Origin of the sequence: Bacillus sp. FDAARGOS_1420 (assembly GCF_019344915.1) — a bacterium.
Classification (GTDB): Bacteria; Bacillota; Bacilli; order Bacillales; family Bacillaceae_G; genus Bacillus_A; species Bacillus_A mycoides.
Map to the genome: position 1 here is coordinate 721,872 of NZ_JAHWJB010000001.1, position 15,568 is coordinate 737,439.

Here is a 15,568-nt window from a genome sequence, read left to right on the forward strand (position 1 = left end):
TCCTCCCTATGAAAATGAAATTTCCACCAACAAAGGAACTCTTGCTGGTGGATACAAATTTTATAAATTTCCGCGACGCTCTTGTTCTCTTTCAATTGATTCGAATAACGCTTTAAAGTTCCCTTCGCCAAATCCACGAGAACCTTTACGTTGGATGATTTCAATAAATAGAGTTGGACGATCTACAATTGGTTTCGTAAAGATTTGTAATAAATAACCTTCTTCGTCACGGTCTACTAGAATCTTCAATTCTTTTAATCTATCAATTTCTTCATCAATTTTTCCAACACGTGCTGTTAACTCATCGTAATACGTATCTGGCGTATCTAAAAACTCCACGCCATTTGCACGAAGTACTTCAATTGTTTTTACAATGTCACTTGTTAATAAAGCGAGATGCTGTACACCTGCTCCGTTATAGAACTCTAGATATTCTTGAATTTGTGATTTTCTTTTTCCATCCGCTGGTTCATTAATCGGAAACTTAATACGGCTTCCATTCGTCATAACTTTTGACATTAATGCCGAATACTCTGTACTAATATCATCATCGTCGAAATGGATCATTTGTTTAAATCCCATGACGTTCTCATAATAACTAACCCATTCTTCCATTTTCTCAACGTTACCAACTACATGGTCTACAGCAATTAAACCAGACTCTTCAAATGGAATATTAAATTCAACCTTTTGGAATCCTGGCATGAATGTTCCTTTATAATTTTTACGCTCTACAAGCGTATGAATTGTATCACCATACGTACCAATAACCGCTTTCTTCAAGGTACCTTCCTCATCTGTTAACTCTTCAGGAGGAGTAATCGCAACAGCGCCACGTTTTACAGCTTCAGAGTAGGCTTTATCAACATCATCAACAAGTAAAGCCACATCCTTCACTCCATCACCATGAGTCTTTACAAACTCTGCAATACGACTATCGCTACTTAAAGCTCCAGACACAACAAAACGCATATTTTTTTGCACAAGAACATAAGATACCTTTTCACGGTTTCCTGTTTCTAATCCAGAATAAGCTACAATTTTGAATCCAAACGCTCTCGCAAGATAATAACTTGATTGCTTTGCATTCCCTACGTAAAATTCCAAATGATCTACATCACGTACCGGAAAAAAGTCCTCCATTTGTGCAGCTAGCGTATCCATAGATTTTTGTTTCATAATATCTTCATCCCCCTGTAAATAGATTAAATGGTCCATACTTAAAACCAACCGAAAACGCTTCCAACATCAACTAATAGAAATTAGTTAGCAAGCTAACAATTTCCGACCTTTAAAATTTTCTATCTTTTCTGTCAAATTCCTCTTTTTTTCTTACATATAAAATTCGACTTTTTTCTCTTTAAAGTAAGGGGAAAATATTAATACTTGAAGGTATATATGAGAGGAAAACAAAAAAGACTCCAACATATTAACTACTTACTAATACGTTAGAGTCTTTATTTTTTTTGAATGATTGTATTTATATTTTTCATACTAATATATTTGCAAGGAATAGAATAAATGATGTTAATATTACCGCTCCGCCTAATGATCCTAATAAATCTGTTTTTGTTACTTGTAACACTTGTTCACTGTTCATATTCCTCATTCTCCTTTCATTTTGTACAATTTAAAACTTTTATTATACTAATACGCTTGATAGAAATACGATTAATGCTGTTAATACTACTGCTCCGCTTGCTGATCCTAAGAAATCACCTTTTGTTACTTGTAATACTTGCTCTTTCATATCTTTCATTCTCCCTTCATTTATCTTTTTTTACAAAACTTCTATTATACTAATACGCTTGATAGAAATACGATTAATGCTGTTAATACTACCGCTCCGCTTGCTGATCCTAAGAAGTCACCTTCTGTTACGTTTAATACTTGCTCGTTGTTCATAATTTTCATTCTCCCTTCTCTTATTTTTATTACAAAACTTCTATTATACTAATACGCTTGATAGAAATACGATTAATGCTGTTAATACTACCGCTCCGCTTGCTGATCCTAAGAAGTCACCTTTTGTTACGTTTAATACTTGCTCGTTGTTCATAATTTTCATTCTCCCTTCTCTTATTTTTATTACAAAACTTCTATTATACTAATACGCTTGATAGAAATACGATTAATGCTGTTAATACTACCGCTCCGCTTGCTGATCCTAAGAAGTCACCTTTTGTTACGTTTAATACTTGCTCGTTGTTCATAATTTTCATTCTCCCTTCTCTTATTTTTATTACAAAACTTCTATTATACTAATACGCTTGATAGAAATACGATTAATGCTGTTAATACTACCGCTCCGCTTGCTGATCCTAAGAAGTCACCTTTTGTTACGTTTAATACTTGCTCGTTGTTCATATCATTCATTCTCCTTTTTTGTAAGTTATCTATATGTAATTTCTAAGAAATGTTTAGTTCATAGTTTTCATGTTAACGTTACATTGAAATTAATTACGTAACGTTTGTAACATTAATGTAACATAACTATTATTACGTTGCAATATAATTACGTAAATTTTATTACACTTTTTTTACGTTTTTTTAAATAAACACTCAAAAACCTTGTTTTAATGCGTTTTCTACTACAATTACATTTGTAACACTAGTGTAACATTAAGGTCATAAAGCGAAATATAATATTATTCATCTCTATTTTGTTAAAAACCAAAGTGAAACTTTAATCAACGAGAGTTCCATTCCCTACTAATTATTCCCCCTCACCAATCGCACTTTTACTAGAAATTAATGCGGGATAAAATACTATCTTTCCAAGATAAGTTTATATGTTTCCTCTATATAACTATGTATAATGGAAACAAAGAGGTGGTCATTTTGAAATTAATCGCACTAGATATGGATGGTACACTACTATCATCTAATCTTGAAATCTCCAAAGAGAACTTACAAGCTATCCAAACCGCAAAAGAAGCTGGTCATATTGTAATGATTTGTTCTGGCCGCGCGAAAGAGGACGCTTTAAAATTATTGGAAGAATATAAACTAGCTCTTCCAGTTGGAGCAAGCAATGGGGCAATTGTTTATGTGGATGGAAAAGTAATTAACTCGCGTTGTTTACAAAATGATAAAGTATACAAGCTTGCAAAGTTACTAGAATCTGAAGGTTTTCCATATAAGTTGTACACAAATAAAGGGGTTTACTCTCCTTATACATGGCAAGATCAAGTTATGCAGGCATTCGAAGAAAACAAGCATACACTAGATGTTACACTTGAGGAACTTGAAAGAATTACAGAAAAACAAAAGAAATCAAACTTAATTACTGATTTCCAAAAAATCGAAGATGTTGTAAATAATCCAGAATTAGAAATATCTAAATTCTTTATTTTGACATTTAATGCTGCTCATCGTTCGCAGCTATTGCAAACTTTACAAGAAGATACGGATATTTCAGTTACCGCATCAGCCCCTACTAATGTAGAAATTATGGATAAGCATGGTCATAAAGGGAACGGCCTACAAGAAATGGCAGCTTATTTCAATATACCAATTGAAGATACTGTTGCAATCGGTGACAACTTTAATGATGTGCCAATGCTACAAGTAGCCGGCTTATCAGTTGCAATGGGAAATGCTGAAGAAGACGTAAAAAAATTATGTGACGTTGTTACATTAACAAATAATGAAAACGGTGTTGCTCATGCAATTGAGCAATTTGTATTGAAACAAACTTCATCTAGTAAATAAAGTGAAACTTTAATCAGAGGTGGGGTTCCTCTGATTATTAGTTGAACCAATCGGGCTTTTACGGGCAGTTAATCTCCCACCTAACTTCCCCGCATGCGTCGAATTTTCAGGTGGGAGTCTTACTGCCCGTTAATGCGGTGTAAAAAAAAGGACTCTTTCACTTTTTGAAAGAGTCCTTTTTTTACACATGGTGACAAGCAACAAAATGATTTTCGCCCACATTACGGAATTCTGGTACATTCGTTTTACAAATATCTGTAGCAACGGGGCAACGTGTATGAAAACGGCAACCTGATGGTGGATTTGCAGGACTTGGAATATCCCCTTCTAAAATAATCCGTTCTCGCTTAACCGTTGGATCCGGTATTGGCACTGCTGATAACAATGCTTTTGTATATGGATGAAGCGGATTTGCAAATAACTCATCACGTGGTGCTGTTTCCACAATAGTTCCTAAATACATAATTCCAATTTTCGTACATAAGTGCTCCACAACACTTAAATCATGTGAAATGAATAAATAGGATAATCCCTTTTTCTCCTGTAATTCACTAAACAAATTAATGATTTGCGCTTGAATAGATACATCTAATGCCGCAACAGGCTCATCAGCCACAATAAATTCTGGATCTAATACCATTGCCCTTGCAATAACGATACGCTGACGTTGCCCACCGGAAAACTCATGAGGGTACCGGTCAATATGATACGGCGCTAAACCACATAACTCCAATACTTCTATCACCTTTTCACGGACATTTTCTTTCGTCGCTAGTCCGTGAGCCAACATTGGCTCACCAAGTGCTTCTCCAATTCTCATTCTAGGATTTAATGAGCTAAATGGATCTTGGAACACGAGCTGCATATTAGGACGGTGCTTTCTCAGCTCCTCTTTTGATAAAGCATGAACATCTTGACCTTTAAACTTCACTTCACCTTCTGTTTTTTGAACGAGACGGAGAATTGTTTTCCCTATCGTCGTCTTCCCACTTCCAGACTCTCCTACAAGGCCAAACACTTCTCCTTTATCAATTGTAAAGCTTACCCCATCTACCGCTTTCACATGTCCAATCGTTCTACTAAATACGCCGCCCTTAATCGGAAAATACGTTTTTAAGTTCTTCACTTCTAATAATGGTTCACTCATTGCCCAGCACGCTCCTCATATAACCAACAAGCTACTTTATGATCCTCGTCATGCACATTAAGATTTGGCGCTTCATTTTTGCATATTTCCATGCAATGTTCACAGCGGCCACTAAAGTAGCAAAACTCATCTAAGCCAACTAAATTTGGAACTTGCCCTGGAATAGAATAAAGTTTATCTGTTCGTTTCCCCATTACTGGTTTTGATTTTAGCAGCCCTTGCGTATATGGATGTTTCGGATTTTGAAATATCTCTAGTACCGGTGCCTCTTCAATAACTTTCCCGCCATACATAACGACAACATAATCGGCCATTTCTGCTACAACACCTAGATCATGTGTAATTAATAAAATCGATGTTTTAAATTCCTCTTTTACTTGCCTTAGTAAATCTAATATTTGCGCTTGAATCGTAACGTCTAGAGCTGTTGTCGGTTCATCTGCAATTAATAACTTTGGATTACAACTAAGTGCAATAGCAATCATAATACGTTGTAACATGCCACCGCTTAATTCGTGCGGATAAGAATGGACAATTTCATCAGCACGAGCAATACCAACTTTACGAATTAATTCAATTGCTTTTTTGTATGCTTCGTTTTTGCTAAGTAGTTCATGCTCTCTTAACGTCTCAACAATTTGCTCTCCAACAGTAAAGACCGGATTAAGTGATGTCATCGGTTCCTGGAAAATCATCGCGATATCATTTCCTCTTAAACTACGAAGTTCTTTCTCTTTCATTCCTAAAAGACTTTTTCCTTCATAAAGAATGTCACCACCAACGATGCCGCCAGATTCAGCAATAAGTCCCATAATAGATAAAGCCGTTACACTTTTCCCGCAACCTGATTCGCCTACTACACAAACTGTTTCACCTTCTCGAACTGAAAAGCTAACATGATTGACAGCCTTTACTGTACCTTCTTCCGTCTGAAAGTGTGTTTGTAAATCCTTTAGCTCTACTACTGCTCTACTCATGCTTTCTCACCTACCGCTTCATCTTTGGATCTAATGCATCACGAAGTGCATCGCCAAGTACATTAATTGATACAACTGTTATAAAGATTGCAAAACCGGGCGGGATCCATAACCACGGACGCTTTTGGAAATCGATTAATGAGTTTGCTGCGCTAATCATATTTCCCCACGATGGTGTAGGCGGAACAACACCAAGACCTAGGTAGCTTAGTGCAGATTCACTTAAAATAGATCCTGCCACACCTAACGTCGCTACAACAATTAATATTGGAAAAACGTTTGGAATTAAATGATGGAGAATTTTACGAGAATCTTTTAATCCCAAGACGTCCGCTGCCTGCATAAATGCTTGCTCCCGCAGCGTTAAAATTTGACCTCGTACGAGGCGTGCAAGTCCTGGCCATCCTACTAAACTTAAAATAATCATTACGACATATAACCGATATTCTGATGGTAGTTTCCATTCTGATAAAATTGCCCCCATTATAATAAGCAGCGGTAATCCTGGAATGGACATTAACACATCTGCAATACGCATAATTAGATGGTCTACAACGCCACGATAAAAACCAGCAATGGCTCCTAACAGAGCACCGAGTATAACAGATAGTAACATCGATGCTAAACCGATTGTTAATGAAATACGTCCTGCTTGCATAAGCCTAGTTAAAATGTCCCGTCCTAATTGGTCTGTTCCGAGCCAATGTGAAAGGTTAGGTGGTTTATTGATTTGCGTTACTTGTACTGTCCCCGAAACATATGGTGAAAAGATTGGACCAATGAAACTAAATAAAAACATAAATATTAAAATGTATAAACCAAACAATGCCAACTTATTTTGCTTTATTTTTTTATAGGCTTGACGCCATGGTGATGATTCGTTTCTTTTTTTCGGTTCTTTCTTTTTCTTTATTGTTGTAATAGTCTCCATATCTTCCCCCCCTTACTTCAGTCGAATTCGTGGATCAACAAGCCCATATACAATATCTGCAAAAAAGTTCGCCATAATTGTTAAACAAGAAAGAAACATCGTAAATGCCATTAATACTGTATAATCACGAAAGTTCAATGCTTCTAATTGAATACTTCCAATCCCTGGCCAGTTAAAGATTTGTTCAATAATAATTGCGCCAGAAAATAAGCCTGGTAATTCAAACGCAAGTAAAGTAATCGCTGGTAAAATTGCATTTTTCAATGCATGCTTATAAATAACTTTTCTTTCTTTCAACCCTTTTGCACGTGCAGTACGAATATAGTCTTGTCTTACAACATCCAACATACCTGTTCTAAAATATCGTGTTAATGACCCTACACCGAGAAGCGTTAAAATAAATACAGGCAGAATCATATGACGTAATACTTCCAATATGTATGTGATACCTGTCGAATTACTTCCAATATCAATCATGCCGCCAATTGGTAATAAATTTAAATCAACTGCCAATAATTTAATTAAGAACAATCCTATAAAAAATGATGGGAATGACATTGCAGCAAAAACACCAATTGTTACAAGTCTATCAAACCATGAATGCTGTTTTGTTGCTGAAACAACACCAATTATAAGAGCAATAATCCAAGTGAAAAATAAAGCTGCAACTGCAACAATAAATGTATTCCAAATGAACTTATTAAGTAATGATGTTACTGGTTCTTGATATTGTAATGAGAAGCCAAAATCACCGTGCAGTGCGTTACCTAGCCAGTGAAAGTATCTTTCAATAATCGGCTTATTTAAACCATACAGTTCCCTTAATTCTTGAGCTCTCTCTGGTGTTAACTTTGGATTAGAATCAATATAATCACCTGGCAAGAGTGCAAATAAGAAAAAGATAATAATGGACGTACCAAACAATGTAGGAATCATTTGTAGAAACCTACGAATGATGTATGTTTTCACCTTTTGTCTCCCCAATCCTATTTACTTAAAAATAGAAGAACATTTTTTCAAAGCAGCGTTTATTCCTTGCTGTATGAAAAAATGTCTTCTATTATTTCAGTTAATCTTTATTTTTCAACTGATAGCACTGGTAAGTTAGAACTAATACCATCATATTTTTCTGGATTGATGCCTTGTATACGTGCATTGTGAGCGTAAAGTAGTTTACGATAGTTTAGTAAAATAACCGGTGGATCATCGCTTAACTCTTTATACAGTTCTTTATAAACTGCTTTACGTTTTTCAATATCTGTCGTCTCTATGCCTTTTACAATTAATTCATCAACTTTCGGATTACTATAACCTGTATCACTTTTTGGGTTAGTTGATAAGTAGTCACTTACCACTTCACTTGGATCACTAATTCCTGGTGTTGAAACCGCTGCTAAATCATAGTCACCTTTTCCCACTTTTGAAAGCATCGTATTAAAGTCCATTAGCTCTGGATTTATTTCAACACCGATTGCTTTGTAGCTTTCTTTTGCAATTGGAATAAAGATATCATTTGTTTTTCCTGTATTTGATGCGTAGTATGTTAATTTTAATTTTTGACCATCTTTTTCACGAACCCCGTCAGAACCTACTTTCCAACCAGCTTCATCCAATAATTTTTTAGCCTTTTCTACGTCGTATGGATATTTATTAATTCCTTCTTCCGTATATGCCCACGAAACTGGAGCAATTGGTACGTTAGCAACAGAACCATATCCTTGTAAAGCTGTATCAACATACTTCTTACGATCTAACCCATAAATAAGTGCTTGGCGGACTTTCTTATCTTTCAAATATGGCTTCTTATTATTCACATAAATATAAGCGATATCACTAGAAGACTCGAGATTAATATTCGCAAAACCTAATCCTTTTAATTGTTCTATATTTTCAGGATTTGCTCTAAATCCACTATAATCCAGTTCACCTGTTTGGAATAATTGGAATCCAGTATCGCCTGATGTTATTTTGTAAATAAAGTTTTTGATTTTCGGTTTTCCTGCATAATAATGTTCATTGGCAACAAAGCGAACTTCTTGACCTGGAACATATTTCTCAAATTTATATGGTCCCGCAGCAATTGGTTGCCCATACAACGCTTTTAAATAGTCTAAACTTGTATTTTGTTTATATTCTTTTCCATAATAAGCTTTTGATAACACTGACCCACCTAAAGCAGTTAGTGCCTGAGAATTAACTTTTTCAGTTATAATTTTAATTGTTTGTGGATTAACAACTTGAACTCCTTCAATAGAAGTTGCTTTTCCTTCTTTATATTCTTTCCCACCTTTAATGGCATACTGAGCAATATCCACCCCACCTTCATATGCTTTATCATGGAGTAGTGTTAATGTGAATGCTACGTCATCCGCTGTTAAAGGTGAACCATCACTAAACTTTAAATCTTTACGTAAATGGAATGTATATGTTAACTGATCAGCAGAAATATCCCATTTTTCTGCAAGGTCTGGAGTAGGTTTACCTTGTTTGTCTGTTGTTACTAGTGATGCAAAAATAACAGACGTTACGTTTCCATCCCAACCATTCTCTTGGAAATATGGTAAGAAAACGCCTCCTGGCTTAGAAATAGCCGTGATAAAAGTATCCTTGCGCTGATTTGCTTTTTCTGGGCTTTTCTTCTTATCTGTAGCTGGAATTGTTTCAATCTTAGAGTCTTTTAAATCCTGTTTTTGCACTGGTTCTGTAGAAGCCGTATCCTCCTGTCCCCCACAAGCAGATAACACAAGCGAACTACTCAGTAATACCGAAAATACACCAGCCCATTTTTTTGTCTTTTTCTTCATTGTCCCCACCCTAACTTTTTTTTAATAATTACACCTTATGAACTGCTTGCCTAATGTATGCCTCCCACAGCAACATTTCATAGCCAATCGGAAAAGTCGGTTTTAAACGTAAAAAAAGATGTTTTTGAGGGGTAACAATCTTATTCCGACCTTTCCGGTAGACTTTATGGTTATTAGCTTATATCTTTCAGTATATTTTGTCAATTATTTCTATATAAATATTTTGAGAATTCTTTCGAAATTATTGATCAATCTTTAATTTAAATAAACTTAGCAAAAAATTCATTCTATTACCTAATAGTCCCGCATAGAATAATAACAATTAACTACCAAGAAGGGGGCGAAAATATGGACAACCTATTCCAATATGTCCTGCACTATGTGCTATTAACAATCATGATAGTCGGGGCGTTATTACTATTCCCTTTCTTCCCAAAGTTCGTCCTCTTTTTAGCTTTTTTTATTATGCTCGGGATCGCTATTATAATTTCAACAAGGGAAGATACCACACAAAAAGAAAGCAGAGTTCAGCGCGTAAAGCTGTAACTCTGCTTTCTTTTTTCAGTCATAACGTATTCTTGTTAAACCAATTACGAAAAATACTCCTGCAAATAAAATGAGTATACCAATATATACTCCTATATCTGCTAATGTACCTCCCCTTACAATTAACTCAGTAAAGCCACGCATCGCCCACGTTTGCGGAACAAAATTTGCCGCCGCTTGCATCCATGAAGGCTCAATTTCAATTGGCCAATAAAGACCACTAATCATACACGTTGAAATTACAACGATATTCCCTAGTGCGGACTGCTGTTCTGTTGTTTTCACGATACTTGCCAATAATAAAGCTAGACCAATAACCGCTAATAGCAATACTGAAACGAGTGTAATAACCCCTAATAAATTTCCCCACTGCACATCAAATAATGAATGCGTTAATATCATTAAAACACCAAATTGAATCCACCCTATTAAAAAGAAGGAAAGGATATATCCTGCTAGTATTTGAACTTTTGAAACTGGTGCCCCTAATAAACGAGACCAAACACCAAGTTGTCTAGCTTTCAAAATGGTTCCCGTCGCACTTAACATGACAATCATGACGAATAGAATTGAAAAACCTGCCGCTCGCCCTGTAACGTTATTTAACTTTTGATCATCGTGTAAAATCAATTCTTTTTGAATCGAAACAGGATCTATTTTTGTATAAATTGTTTCATACATCGTTTCCCACGAAGTGTTACTTTTCTTCTCAAAATCTCTTGCTGCACTAACTTCTATCTCCATCTTTTTTAATGCACTTGCTAATACTTGCTCTACAGAAGTTCCACCCGTAAAATCAGCACTGGCTTGAAATTGGATATTTTCTACTTTTCCATCTAGCATACTCTTTTGAAAATCTTTCGGAATGATGATTATACCAGATGATTTCTTATCTTCGATCCTCTGTGTCCCTTCCCTATACGTTACCTTTTCTATAGAAATTAAATCACTTTTCTTTATTTCCTCATAATACTTGCCAGATAATACAGAACCATCTTTATCTACTAAACTAACATTTACTTTCTCATTCCCACTTCCGCCTAAAAGTCCACCGAAAATGAGTGTAAAAATAATAGGCATTCCAAACATGAGTATATAACTTTGTGGCTTAATTAAAATTTGTTTTAATTCTAGCCAACAAAGCGCCCAAACTTTCTTCATCATTTCCCCTCCTATCTCGTACGTAAACGTAACGTTCCAATCATAACGGAGATAATTCCTGCACTACATAAACTTAAAATGACAGGAAATAGCACATCCCAAGATGTTCCCGACATAATATTTAAGAAGCTCGTAAGTGCCCATTTATTCGGAGCAATATTCGCAACTGTTTGAAGTGTATCGGGAAATACGTAAATCGGTAACATTGATCCTCCTAATATAGCTAGTATTTGAATACCGATTCCCCCCATTAAATCTGCCGTTTTTTCCTCACGAATAAAAGCGGCGATTAACATAGATAAACCAGAAACACAAATTGCATAAGAAATTCCCAACACTACTATTTGAGACACATCTGCGCCCCATTCCACATGAAACATAAAGTGTGTAGCAACTATAAATATTCCAAATTGTATACAGGCAAATAGTAATGTACCTAAAAACTTCCCGAATAAAATTGAAAATGAGCTCGTCGGTGTACTGAACAAACGCGCCAACGTTTCAGTTCGTTGCTCTGTTACAACTGACTTTGCACCTACTGTTATGTTATATAGTAAAAACATGACTAACATTGCTGCTGCATAATATTGCATCGCTGCAACTGTTTTTTTGCCTACCGTTCCTTTTTGGATGTTACCCACACTTGCAGTTGCTATCGTCTGTAGACTTCCACTTACCTCTTTTGCAACTTGTGCTACATCACTCTGCTGAGATTTTGCTAATTCTGTTACAACACTTTTAGTAGATACTGCGACTGTTTGAACACGTTCTGAAAAAGAGCGGATCATTGACTCAGCAATTTTTGCTTGTATATCTTTTGATGGGTCTATAAGCACCTTTGGTTCTTTTAATTTTCCATCTTGTACTTGTTCGCTCCATTTATTTGGGATGACAATTCCTACATCGATTTTCTTTCCCTTTAACATATCTTCAAGCTCTTCCTGAGAATTAACTACCTTTACTTTCACATCATCTTTTATTTCTTTAGATTGCAATACATCTTTTTGAAAGACATCGGCAAACTCATCCGTTCCCTCTTGATAATAGCCAATTACTGTTTTCGGTAGTCCACCACTCTCAAATACATTACTTAATGCTGAACCTAAAATGGCCGTTAATACAAGTGGCATAATTAACATCATCATAAATCCGCGCCGATCAATTAAACGGATTTTTAAATCTTTCCATGCAATAATGAAACTTCTCATCTCGTACTAACCCCCTTAATCACGAAGTGAACGTCCTGTTAATTGTAAAAAAAGTGCCTCTAAATTCGGTTCTTTTACTTCCAGTTTTAAAATTTGAGCTTTGTTTTCAACAACTTCTGAAACAACTATGCCAATTGCCTCGCCACCATTTAGTCCAATATCAATCGTGCTACTATCTTCGTCAAAAATAATCCGCTCAACAACAGGTAGTGCCTTCAACTTTTGTAGCAGTTCCGTACTGTAGCGATTTAATTGTAATTTCACCATAAACCCATCTGTTAGACGATTACATAGCTCTCTTTTCGTTCCTAGTGCAATTACCTTTCCATGATCAACGATGGCAATTCGCTCACATAAATACTCAACTTCTTCCATGTAATGACTCGTATAAATGACCGTCATACCTTTTTCATTTAACTTTTTAACAGTCTCTAAAATATGATTTCTCGATTGCGGATCAATCCCGACTGTCGGTTCATCCATAATTAATAACTCTGGTTCGTGCATAAGTGCTGCACCAATATTAATACGCCTTTTCATTCCACCTGAAAATGTTTCAATTTTATCTTTTCCCCGATCCTGTAAACCGACGTAAGCTAACACTTCCTCTGCCCGTTCTTTTGCAACTTTTCCATTTAAACCGTACATCTTTCCCCAGAAGATTAAATTTTCCTTTGCTGAAAGTGTCGGATACAGCGCAATGTCTTGCGGGACAATACCGATTTTCTTTTTCGCTTCTAATGGATACTCTTTTACAGATTTCCCACCAACTTTTATATCACCACTATCGTATGGAATTAACCCGCAAATCATTGATATCGTCGTTGATTTCCCCGCTCCATTTGGTCCAAGCAACCCAAATGTTTCACCTTTTTTCACTTCAAAAGAAACATTCTTTACGATTTCCTTCTTGCCAAATGATTTCGTAATATGATCTATGACTAACATATTGATTCAGCCCCTTTGTATTCATCTACACTTTCATTGTAGAAAAATTTCTTTTCTTCTCCATCAGCCTTAAGATAGAAATACAAAATAAAAAAGCAGCAAATTCCGCTGCTTTTTCACACTTATATATGCCAAAAGTCATGTGTACATCGTGACGCCATACCTTACTGCGTATATCGCAGCTTGTGTTCGATCTCTCAGTTCTAGCTTACTAATCAAATTAGAAACATGATTCTTAACAGTTCCCTCGGTAATAAATAGCTTTTCGGCAATCTCTTTATTATTTAACCCCAGTCCAATTGCTCTTAAAACATCTACTTCTCGCTCAGTTAATTGTTTTAGTTGTTCTGGTGGGTTACACTCTACTGCCACTTTCGTCTTTTTTAATTCCTCTATAATTTGCGCTGTTATATCCTGAGGAAGCACAACCCCGCCACTATGCACCGTTAAAATTGCTTGCGCGATTGCATCTGTCTCCATATCCTTCAATAAATAACCACTCGCTCCTTGCTCCAATGCTTCAAAAATAAGCTCACTATCATTGAATGTCGTCAACATAAGAACCTTTATATGAGGGAACTGTTCTCTAACTAAACGTGTTCCTTCAACACCATTCATACGAGGCATCCGAATATCCATCAAAATAATTTCAGGATGTAGCTCTTTCACTTTTTGTATCACTTCGTCTCCATCCGTAGCCGTTCCCACTACTTCAAGTTCTGGACGTAAATTTAATAACATCGCTAAACCATCTCGAATGAGTGATTGATCATCAACAATCATAATGCGAATCATACCGTTCCCCCTATTACCCATGTTTTCTCCTGAAGCGGAAATTCAATCTGTAACTGGAAGCCTTTTTCTATCTCACTCTCAAATTGAATAGTTCCACCATGTTCCTCTACACGTTCTTTCATATTAAGTAAACCAAAACCTGGACTTACCTCGTTGACTCCCACACCATTATCCGAAATACAGAGTTTAACTTGTTTCATTGAACAAGTTAAACTCACTTCACATAAACTCGCTTTCCCGTGACGTTTTGCATTTGTTAAAGACTCTTGCATAATACGAAGTAATGTAGGATGTAGCGACAATGGAATTGTAACAGGATCTCCTTGTAATCGAAAAGATGCTTGTACTTTCGTCATTTTAGAATATTCATTCAACATTCCACGCATATTTTCTACTATGTTTCCTAGTTTGCTTTCCTCTTTTAAAGCATGAACAGAAGCTCTTACTTCTTGAAGTGACTTTCTAGCCAGTTCATAACATGTATGTAAAACCGTTTCTGTCGTATCTGAGTTTTGCTTCCATAGCGCTTCCGCTAGTTGCAACTGCACAAGCAAAGCTGTCATATTATGACCCACGGTATCATGAATTTCTCGGGCAATATCATTTCGCTCCCGAACCGCCGTCAATTCCTCTACCTCTTTGGCATATAGCCTTAATTGTTCATGTGCTTCTTTTAAAGCTGTATGAGATAATGCTAATTCCTCATATTGCTCATCTACCATTTTCCGCGCAGCTGTAAGTTTTTTTATTAAGTTTCCAGCTAAAGCACTGAAAATGATAAACATAAAGTTAATTGCATTACTCTCCAATTCCAGACTCTCTGTATGTTGATACGTATGTAGTATATTTATAAACCAACAAAGAAAGAAAAAAGCGATAAAAAAATAAGTCATCCTTTTACGCCAATCATGAATAAATAATCCTACCGCATCAATTCCAAATATAATTAAATATAAACATGTCTCGGGAAATAAAAACCCTAATAACGCTGTGACAATACCATTTGTGAGCAAGGTATAAAAAACAAGTTTCCTACTCCCTTTTGCTTTTACAAGCAAAATATGATTCACAATATAAATAAAAAGTGCAATACCGACAAAAATTTGTAAATTTTCTGTTTCACGTGAAACATGATTTGCGTAAACTAAGCAAATCATGACGATTGTAGCAATCCGCGCATATCCTAACATAAAATTCTCCCCACGTTTTAGTGACCTAAAGTTCATTCTCTTATCACATTAACAAGAAAATTATACCAATTTTTCTACTTTCATTATACTAAAAAGAGCAAGCCCTCCCCAAAAATATGAGAAAACAACTTGCTCTTTTTCATTCTA

At 35.8% G+C, this 15,568-nt stretch carries 19 protein-coding genes; 2 read left to right on the forward strand and 17 right to left on the reverse strand.

What is annotated here, in order from left to right; translation table 11 throughout:
* Window positions 1-60: 60 nt before the first annotated feature.
* The 7 genes from hppD to I6L50_RS03785 form a co-directional block, all read right to left on the reverse strand.
* Entirely contained in the window at window positions 61-1,179 is a 1,119-nt protein-coding gene (gene hppD, locus I6L50_RS03755) for a 4-hydroxyphenylpyruvate dioxygenase (RefSeq protein ID WP_219300602.1), read from the reverse strand.
* A gap of 310 nt (window positions 1,180-1,489) precedes the next feature.
* Entirely contained in the window at window positions 1,490-1,600 is a 111-nt protein-coding gene (locus I6L50_RS03760) for a DUF3948 family protein (RefSeq protein WP_001083697.1), read from the reverse strand.
* A gap of 42 nt (window positions 1,601-1,642) precedes the next feature.
* Complete coding sequence (locus I6L50_RS03765; RefSeq protein WP_002029425.1) at window positions 1,643-1,759, reverse strand: DUF3948 family protein; 117 nt, start codon at window positions 1,757-1,759, stop codon at window positions 1,643-1,645.
* Between the two features lie 35 nt (window positions 1,760-1,794).
* Window positions 1,795-1,905: a DUF3948 family protein gene (locus tag I6L50_RS03770; RefSeq protein WP_374108350.1), complete on the reverse strand. Its 111-nt coding sequence runs from the start codon at window positions 1,903-1,905 to the stop codon at window positions 1,795-1,797.
* A 43-nt stretch (window positions 1,906-1,948) separates the two neighbouring features.
* Complete coding sequence (locus I6L50_RS03775; RefSeq protein WP_002074222.1) at window positions 1,949-2,068, reverse strand: DUF3948 family protein; 120 nt, start codon at window positions 2,066-2,068, stop codon at window positions 1,949-1,951.
* Between the two features lie 34 nt (window positions 2,069-2,102).
* Window positions 2,103-2,213 (reverse strand): DUF3948 family protein, encoded by a 111-nt coding sequence (locus tag I6L50_RS03780; protein ID WP_001058532.1) that lies wholly within the window; start codon window positions 2,211-2,213, stop codon window positions 2,103-2,105.
* Between the two features lie 43 nt (window positions 2,214-2,256).
* On the reverse strand, window positions 2,257-2,376 hold the full coding sequence (locus tag I6L50_RS03785) for a DUF3948 family protein (RefSeq protein ID WP_002009865.1): 120 nt from the start codon (window positions 2,374-2,376) through the stop codon (window positions 2,257-2,259).
* A 465-nt stretch (window positions 2,377-2,841) separates the two neighbouring features.
* Between I6L50_RS03785 and I6L50_RS03790 the strand changes: the two genes are divergently transcribed.
* Complete coding sequence (locus tag I6L50_RS03790; RefSeq protein ID WP_219300606.1) at window positions 2,842-3,714, forward strand: Cof-type HAD-IIB family hydrolase; 873 nt, start codon at window positions 2,842-2,844, stop codon at window positions 3,712-3,714.
* A gap of 181 nt (window positions 3,715-3,895) precedes the next feature.
* Here the strand turns inward: I6L50_RS03790 and I6L50_RS03795 are convergent, their stop codons facing one another.
* The 5 genes from I6L50_RS03795 to I6L50_RS03815 form a co-directional block, all read right to left on the reverse strand.
* Complete coding sequence (locus I6L50_RS03795; protein WP_219300608.1) at window positions 3,896-4,861, reverse strand: ABC transporter ATP-binding protein; 966 nt, start codon at window positions 4,859-4,861, stop codon at window positions 3,896-3,898.
* Window positions 4,858-5,838 carry an ABC transporter ATP-binding protein gene (locus I6L50_RS03800; RefSeq protein WP_002091396.1) on the reverse strand — a complete coding sequence of 327 codons (981 nt, stop codon included), beginning with the start codon at window positions 5,836-5,838 and terminating at the stop codon, window positions 4,858-4,860. The genes I6L50_RS03795 and I6L50_RS03800 overlap by 4 nt, the downstream gene beginning before the upstream one ends.
* Before the next feature lie 10 nt (window positions 5,839-5,848).
* Entirely contained in the window at window positions 5,849-6,769 is a 921-nt protein-coding gene (gene opp4C, locus I6L50_RS03805; protein WP_219300610.1) for an oligopeptide ABC transporter permease, read from the reverse strand.
* Window positions 6,770-6,781: 12 nt separating this feature from the next.
* The gene (locus I6L50_RS03810) at window positions 6,782-7,738 is read right to left on the reverse strand and encodes an ABC transporter permease (protein ID WP_061689743.1); all 957 of its coding nucleotides are present in this window, start codon (window positions 7,736-7,738) and stop codon (window positions 6,782-6,784) included.
* A 107-nt stretch (window positions 7,739-7,845) separates the two neighbouring features.
* A complete protein-coding gene (locus I6L50_RS03815) occupies window positions 7,846-9,573 on the reverse strand; it encodes an ABC transporter substrate-binding protein (protein WP_219300612.1) in 1,728 nt (575 codons plus the stop codon).
* 348 nt (window positions 9,574-9,921) lie between these two features.
* Between I6L50_RS03815 and I6L50_RS03820 the strand changes: the two genes are divergently transcribed.
* On the forward strand, window positions 9,922-10,119 hold the full coding sequence (locus tag I6L50_RS03820) for a hypothetical protein (RefSeq protein ID WP_000369259.1): 198 nt from the start codon (window positions 9,922-9,924) through the stop codon (window positions 10,117-10,119).
* A gap of 15 nt (window positions 10,120-10,134) precedes the next feature.
* Here I6L50_RS03820 and I6L50_RS03825 read toward each other — a convergent pair whose 3' ends face one another.
* From I6L50_RS03825 to I6L50_RS03845, 5 genes are all read right to left on the reverse strand, one after another.
* The gene (locus I6L50_RS03825) at window positions 10,135-11,280 is read right to left on the reverse strand and encodes an ABC transporter permease (RefSeq protein WP_219300614.1); all 1,146 of its coding nucleotides are present in this window, start codon (window positions 11,278-11,280) and stop codon (window positions 10,135-10,137) included.
* Between the two features lie 11 nt (window positions 11,281-11,291).
* Window positions 11,292-12,488 carry an ABC transporter permease gene (locus I6L50_RS03830; RefSeq protein ID WP_219300616.1) on the reverse strand — a complete coding sequence of 399 codons (1,197 nt, stop codon included), beginning with the start codon at window positions 12,486-12,488 and terminating at the stop codon, window positions 11,292-11,294.
* 15 nt (window positions 12,489-12,503) lie between these two features.
* Window positions 12,504-13,436: an ABC transporter ATP-binding protein gene (locus I6L50_RS03835; protein WP_000960163.1), complete on the reverse strand. Its 933-nt coding sequence runs from the start codon at window positions 13,434-13,436 to the stop codon at window positions 12,504-12,506.
* Between the two features lie 138 nt (window positions 13,437-13,574).
* Window positions 13,575-14,231 carry a response regulator gene (locus I6L50_RS03840; protein ID WP_063218196.1) on the reverse strand — a complete coding sequence of 219 codons (657 nt, stop codon included), beginning with the start codon at window positions 14,229-14,231 and terminating at the stop codon, window positions 13,575-13,577.
* Window positions 14,228-15,421: a sensor histidine kinase gene (locus tag I6L50_RS03845; RefSeq protein ID WP_078185466.1), complete on the reverse strand. Its 1,194-nt coding sequence runs from the start codon at window positions 15,419-15,421 to the stop codon at window positions 14,228-14,230. Before I6L50_RS03845 ends, I6L50_RS03840 begins: the two co-directional genes overlap by 4 nt.
* Window positions 15,422-15,568: the final 147 nt, after the last annotated feature.

Excerpts from the sequence above, each read along its gene's own strand:
- hppD (WP_219300602.1), bottom strand. The coding sequence starts at position 1,179 with ATGAAACAAAAATCTATGGATACGCTAGCTGCACAAATGGAGGACTTT.
- I6L50_RS03760 (WP_001083697.1), bottom strand. The coding sequence starts at position 1,600 with ATGAACAGTGAACAAGTGTTACAAGTAACAAAAACAGATTTATTAGGA.
- I6L50_RS03765 (WP_002029425.1), bottom strand. The coding sequence starts at position 1,759 with ATGAAAGATATGAAAGAGCAAGTATTACAAGTAACAAAAGGTGATTTC.
- I6L50_RS03770 (WP_374108350.1), bottom strand. The coding sequence starts at position 1,905 with ATGAACAACGAGCAAGTATTAAACGTAACAGAAGGTGACTTCTTAGGA.
- I6L50_RS03775 (WP_002074222.1), bottom strand. The coding sequence starts at position 2,068 with ATGAAAATTATGAACAACGAGCAAGTATTAAACGTAACAAAAGGTGAC.
- I6L50_RS03780 (WP_001058532.1), bottom strand. The coding sequence starts at position 2,213 with ATGAACAACGAGCAAGTATTAAACGTAACAAAAGGTGACTTCTTAGGA.
- I6L50_RS03785 (WP_002009865.1), bottom strand. The coding sequence starts at position 2,376 with ATGAATGATATGAACAACGAGCAAGTATTAAACGTAACAAAAGGTGAC.
- I6L50_RS03795 (WP_219300608.1), bottom strand. The coding sequence starts at position 4,861 with ATGAGTGAACCATTATTAGAAGTGAAGAACTTAAAAACGTATTTTCCG.
- I6L50_RS03800 (WP_002091396.1), bottom strand. The coding sequence starts at position 5,838 with ATGAGTAGAGCAGTAGTAGAGCTAAAGGATTTACAAACACACTTTCAG.
- opp4C (WP_219300610.1), bottom strand. The coding sequence starts at position 6,769 with ATGGAGACTATTACAACAATAAAGAAAAAGAAAGAACCGAAAAAAAGA.
- I6L50_RS03815 (WP_219300612.1), bottom strand. The coding sequence starts at position 9,573 with ATGAAGAAAAAGACAAAAAAATGGGCTGGTGTATTTTCGGTATTACTG.
- I6L50_RS03820 (WP_000369259.1), top strand. The coding sequence starts at position 9,922 with ATGGACAACCTATTCCAATATGTCCTGCACTATGTGCTATTAACAATC.
- I6L50_RS03825 (WP_219300614.1), bottom strand. The coding sequence starts at position 11,280 with ATGAAGAAAGTTTGGGCGCTTTGTTGGCTAGAATTAAAACAAATTTTA.
- I6L50_RS03830 (WP_219300616.1), bottom strand. The coding sequence starts at position 12,488 with ATGAGAAGTTTCATTATTGCATGGAAAGATTTAAAAATCCGTTTAATT.
- I6L50_RS03835 (WP_000960163.1), bottom strand. The coding sequence starts at position 13,436 with ATGTTAGTCATAGATCATATTACGAAATCATTTGGCAAGAAGGAAATC.
- I6L50_RS03840 (WP_063218196.1), bottom strand. The coding sequence starts at position 14,231 with ATGATTCGCATTATGATTGTTGATGATCAATCACTCATTCGAGATGGT.
- I6L50_RS03845 (WP_078185466.1), bottom strand. The coding sequence starts at position 15,421 with ATGTTAGGATATGCGCGGATTGCTACAATCGTCATGATTTGCTTAGTT.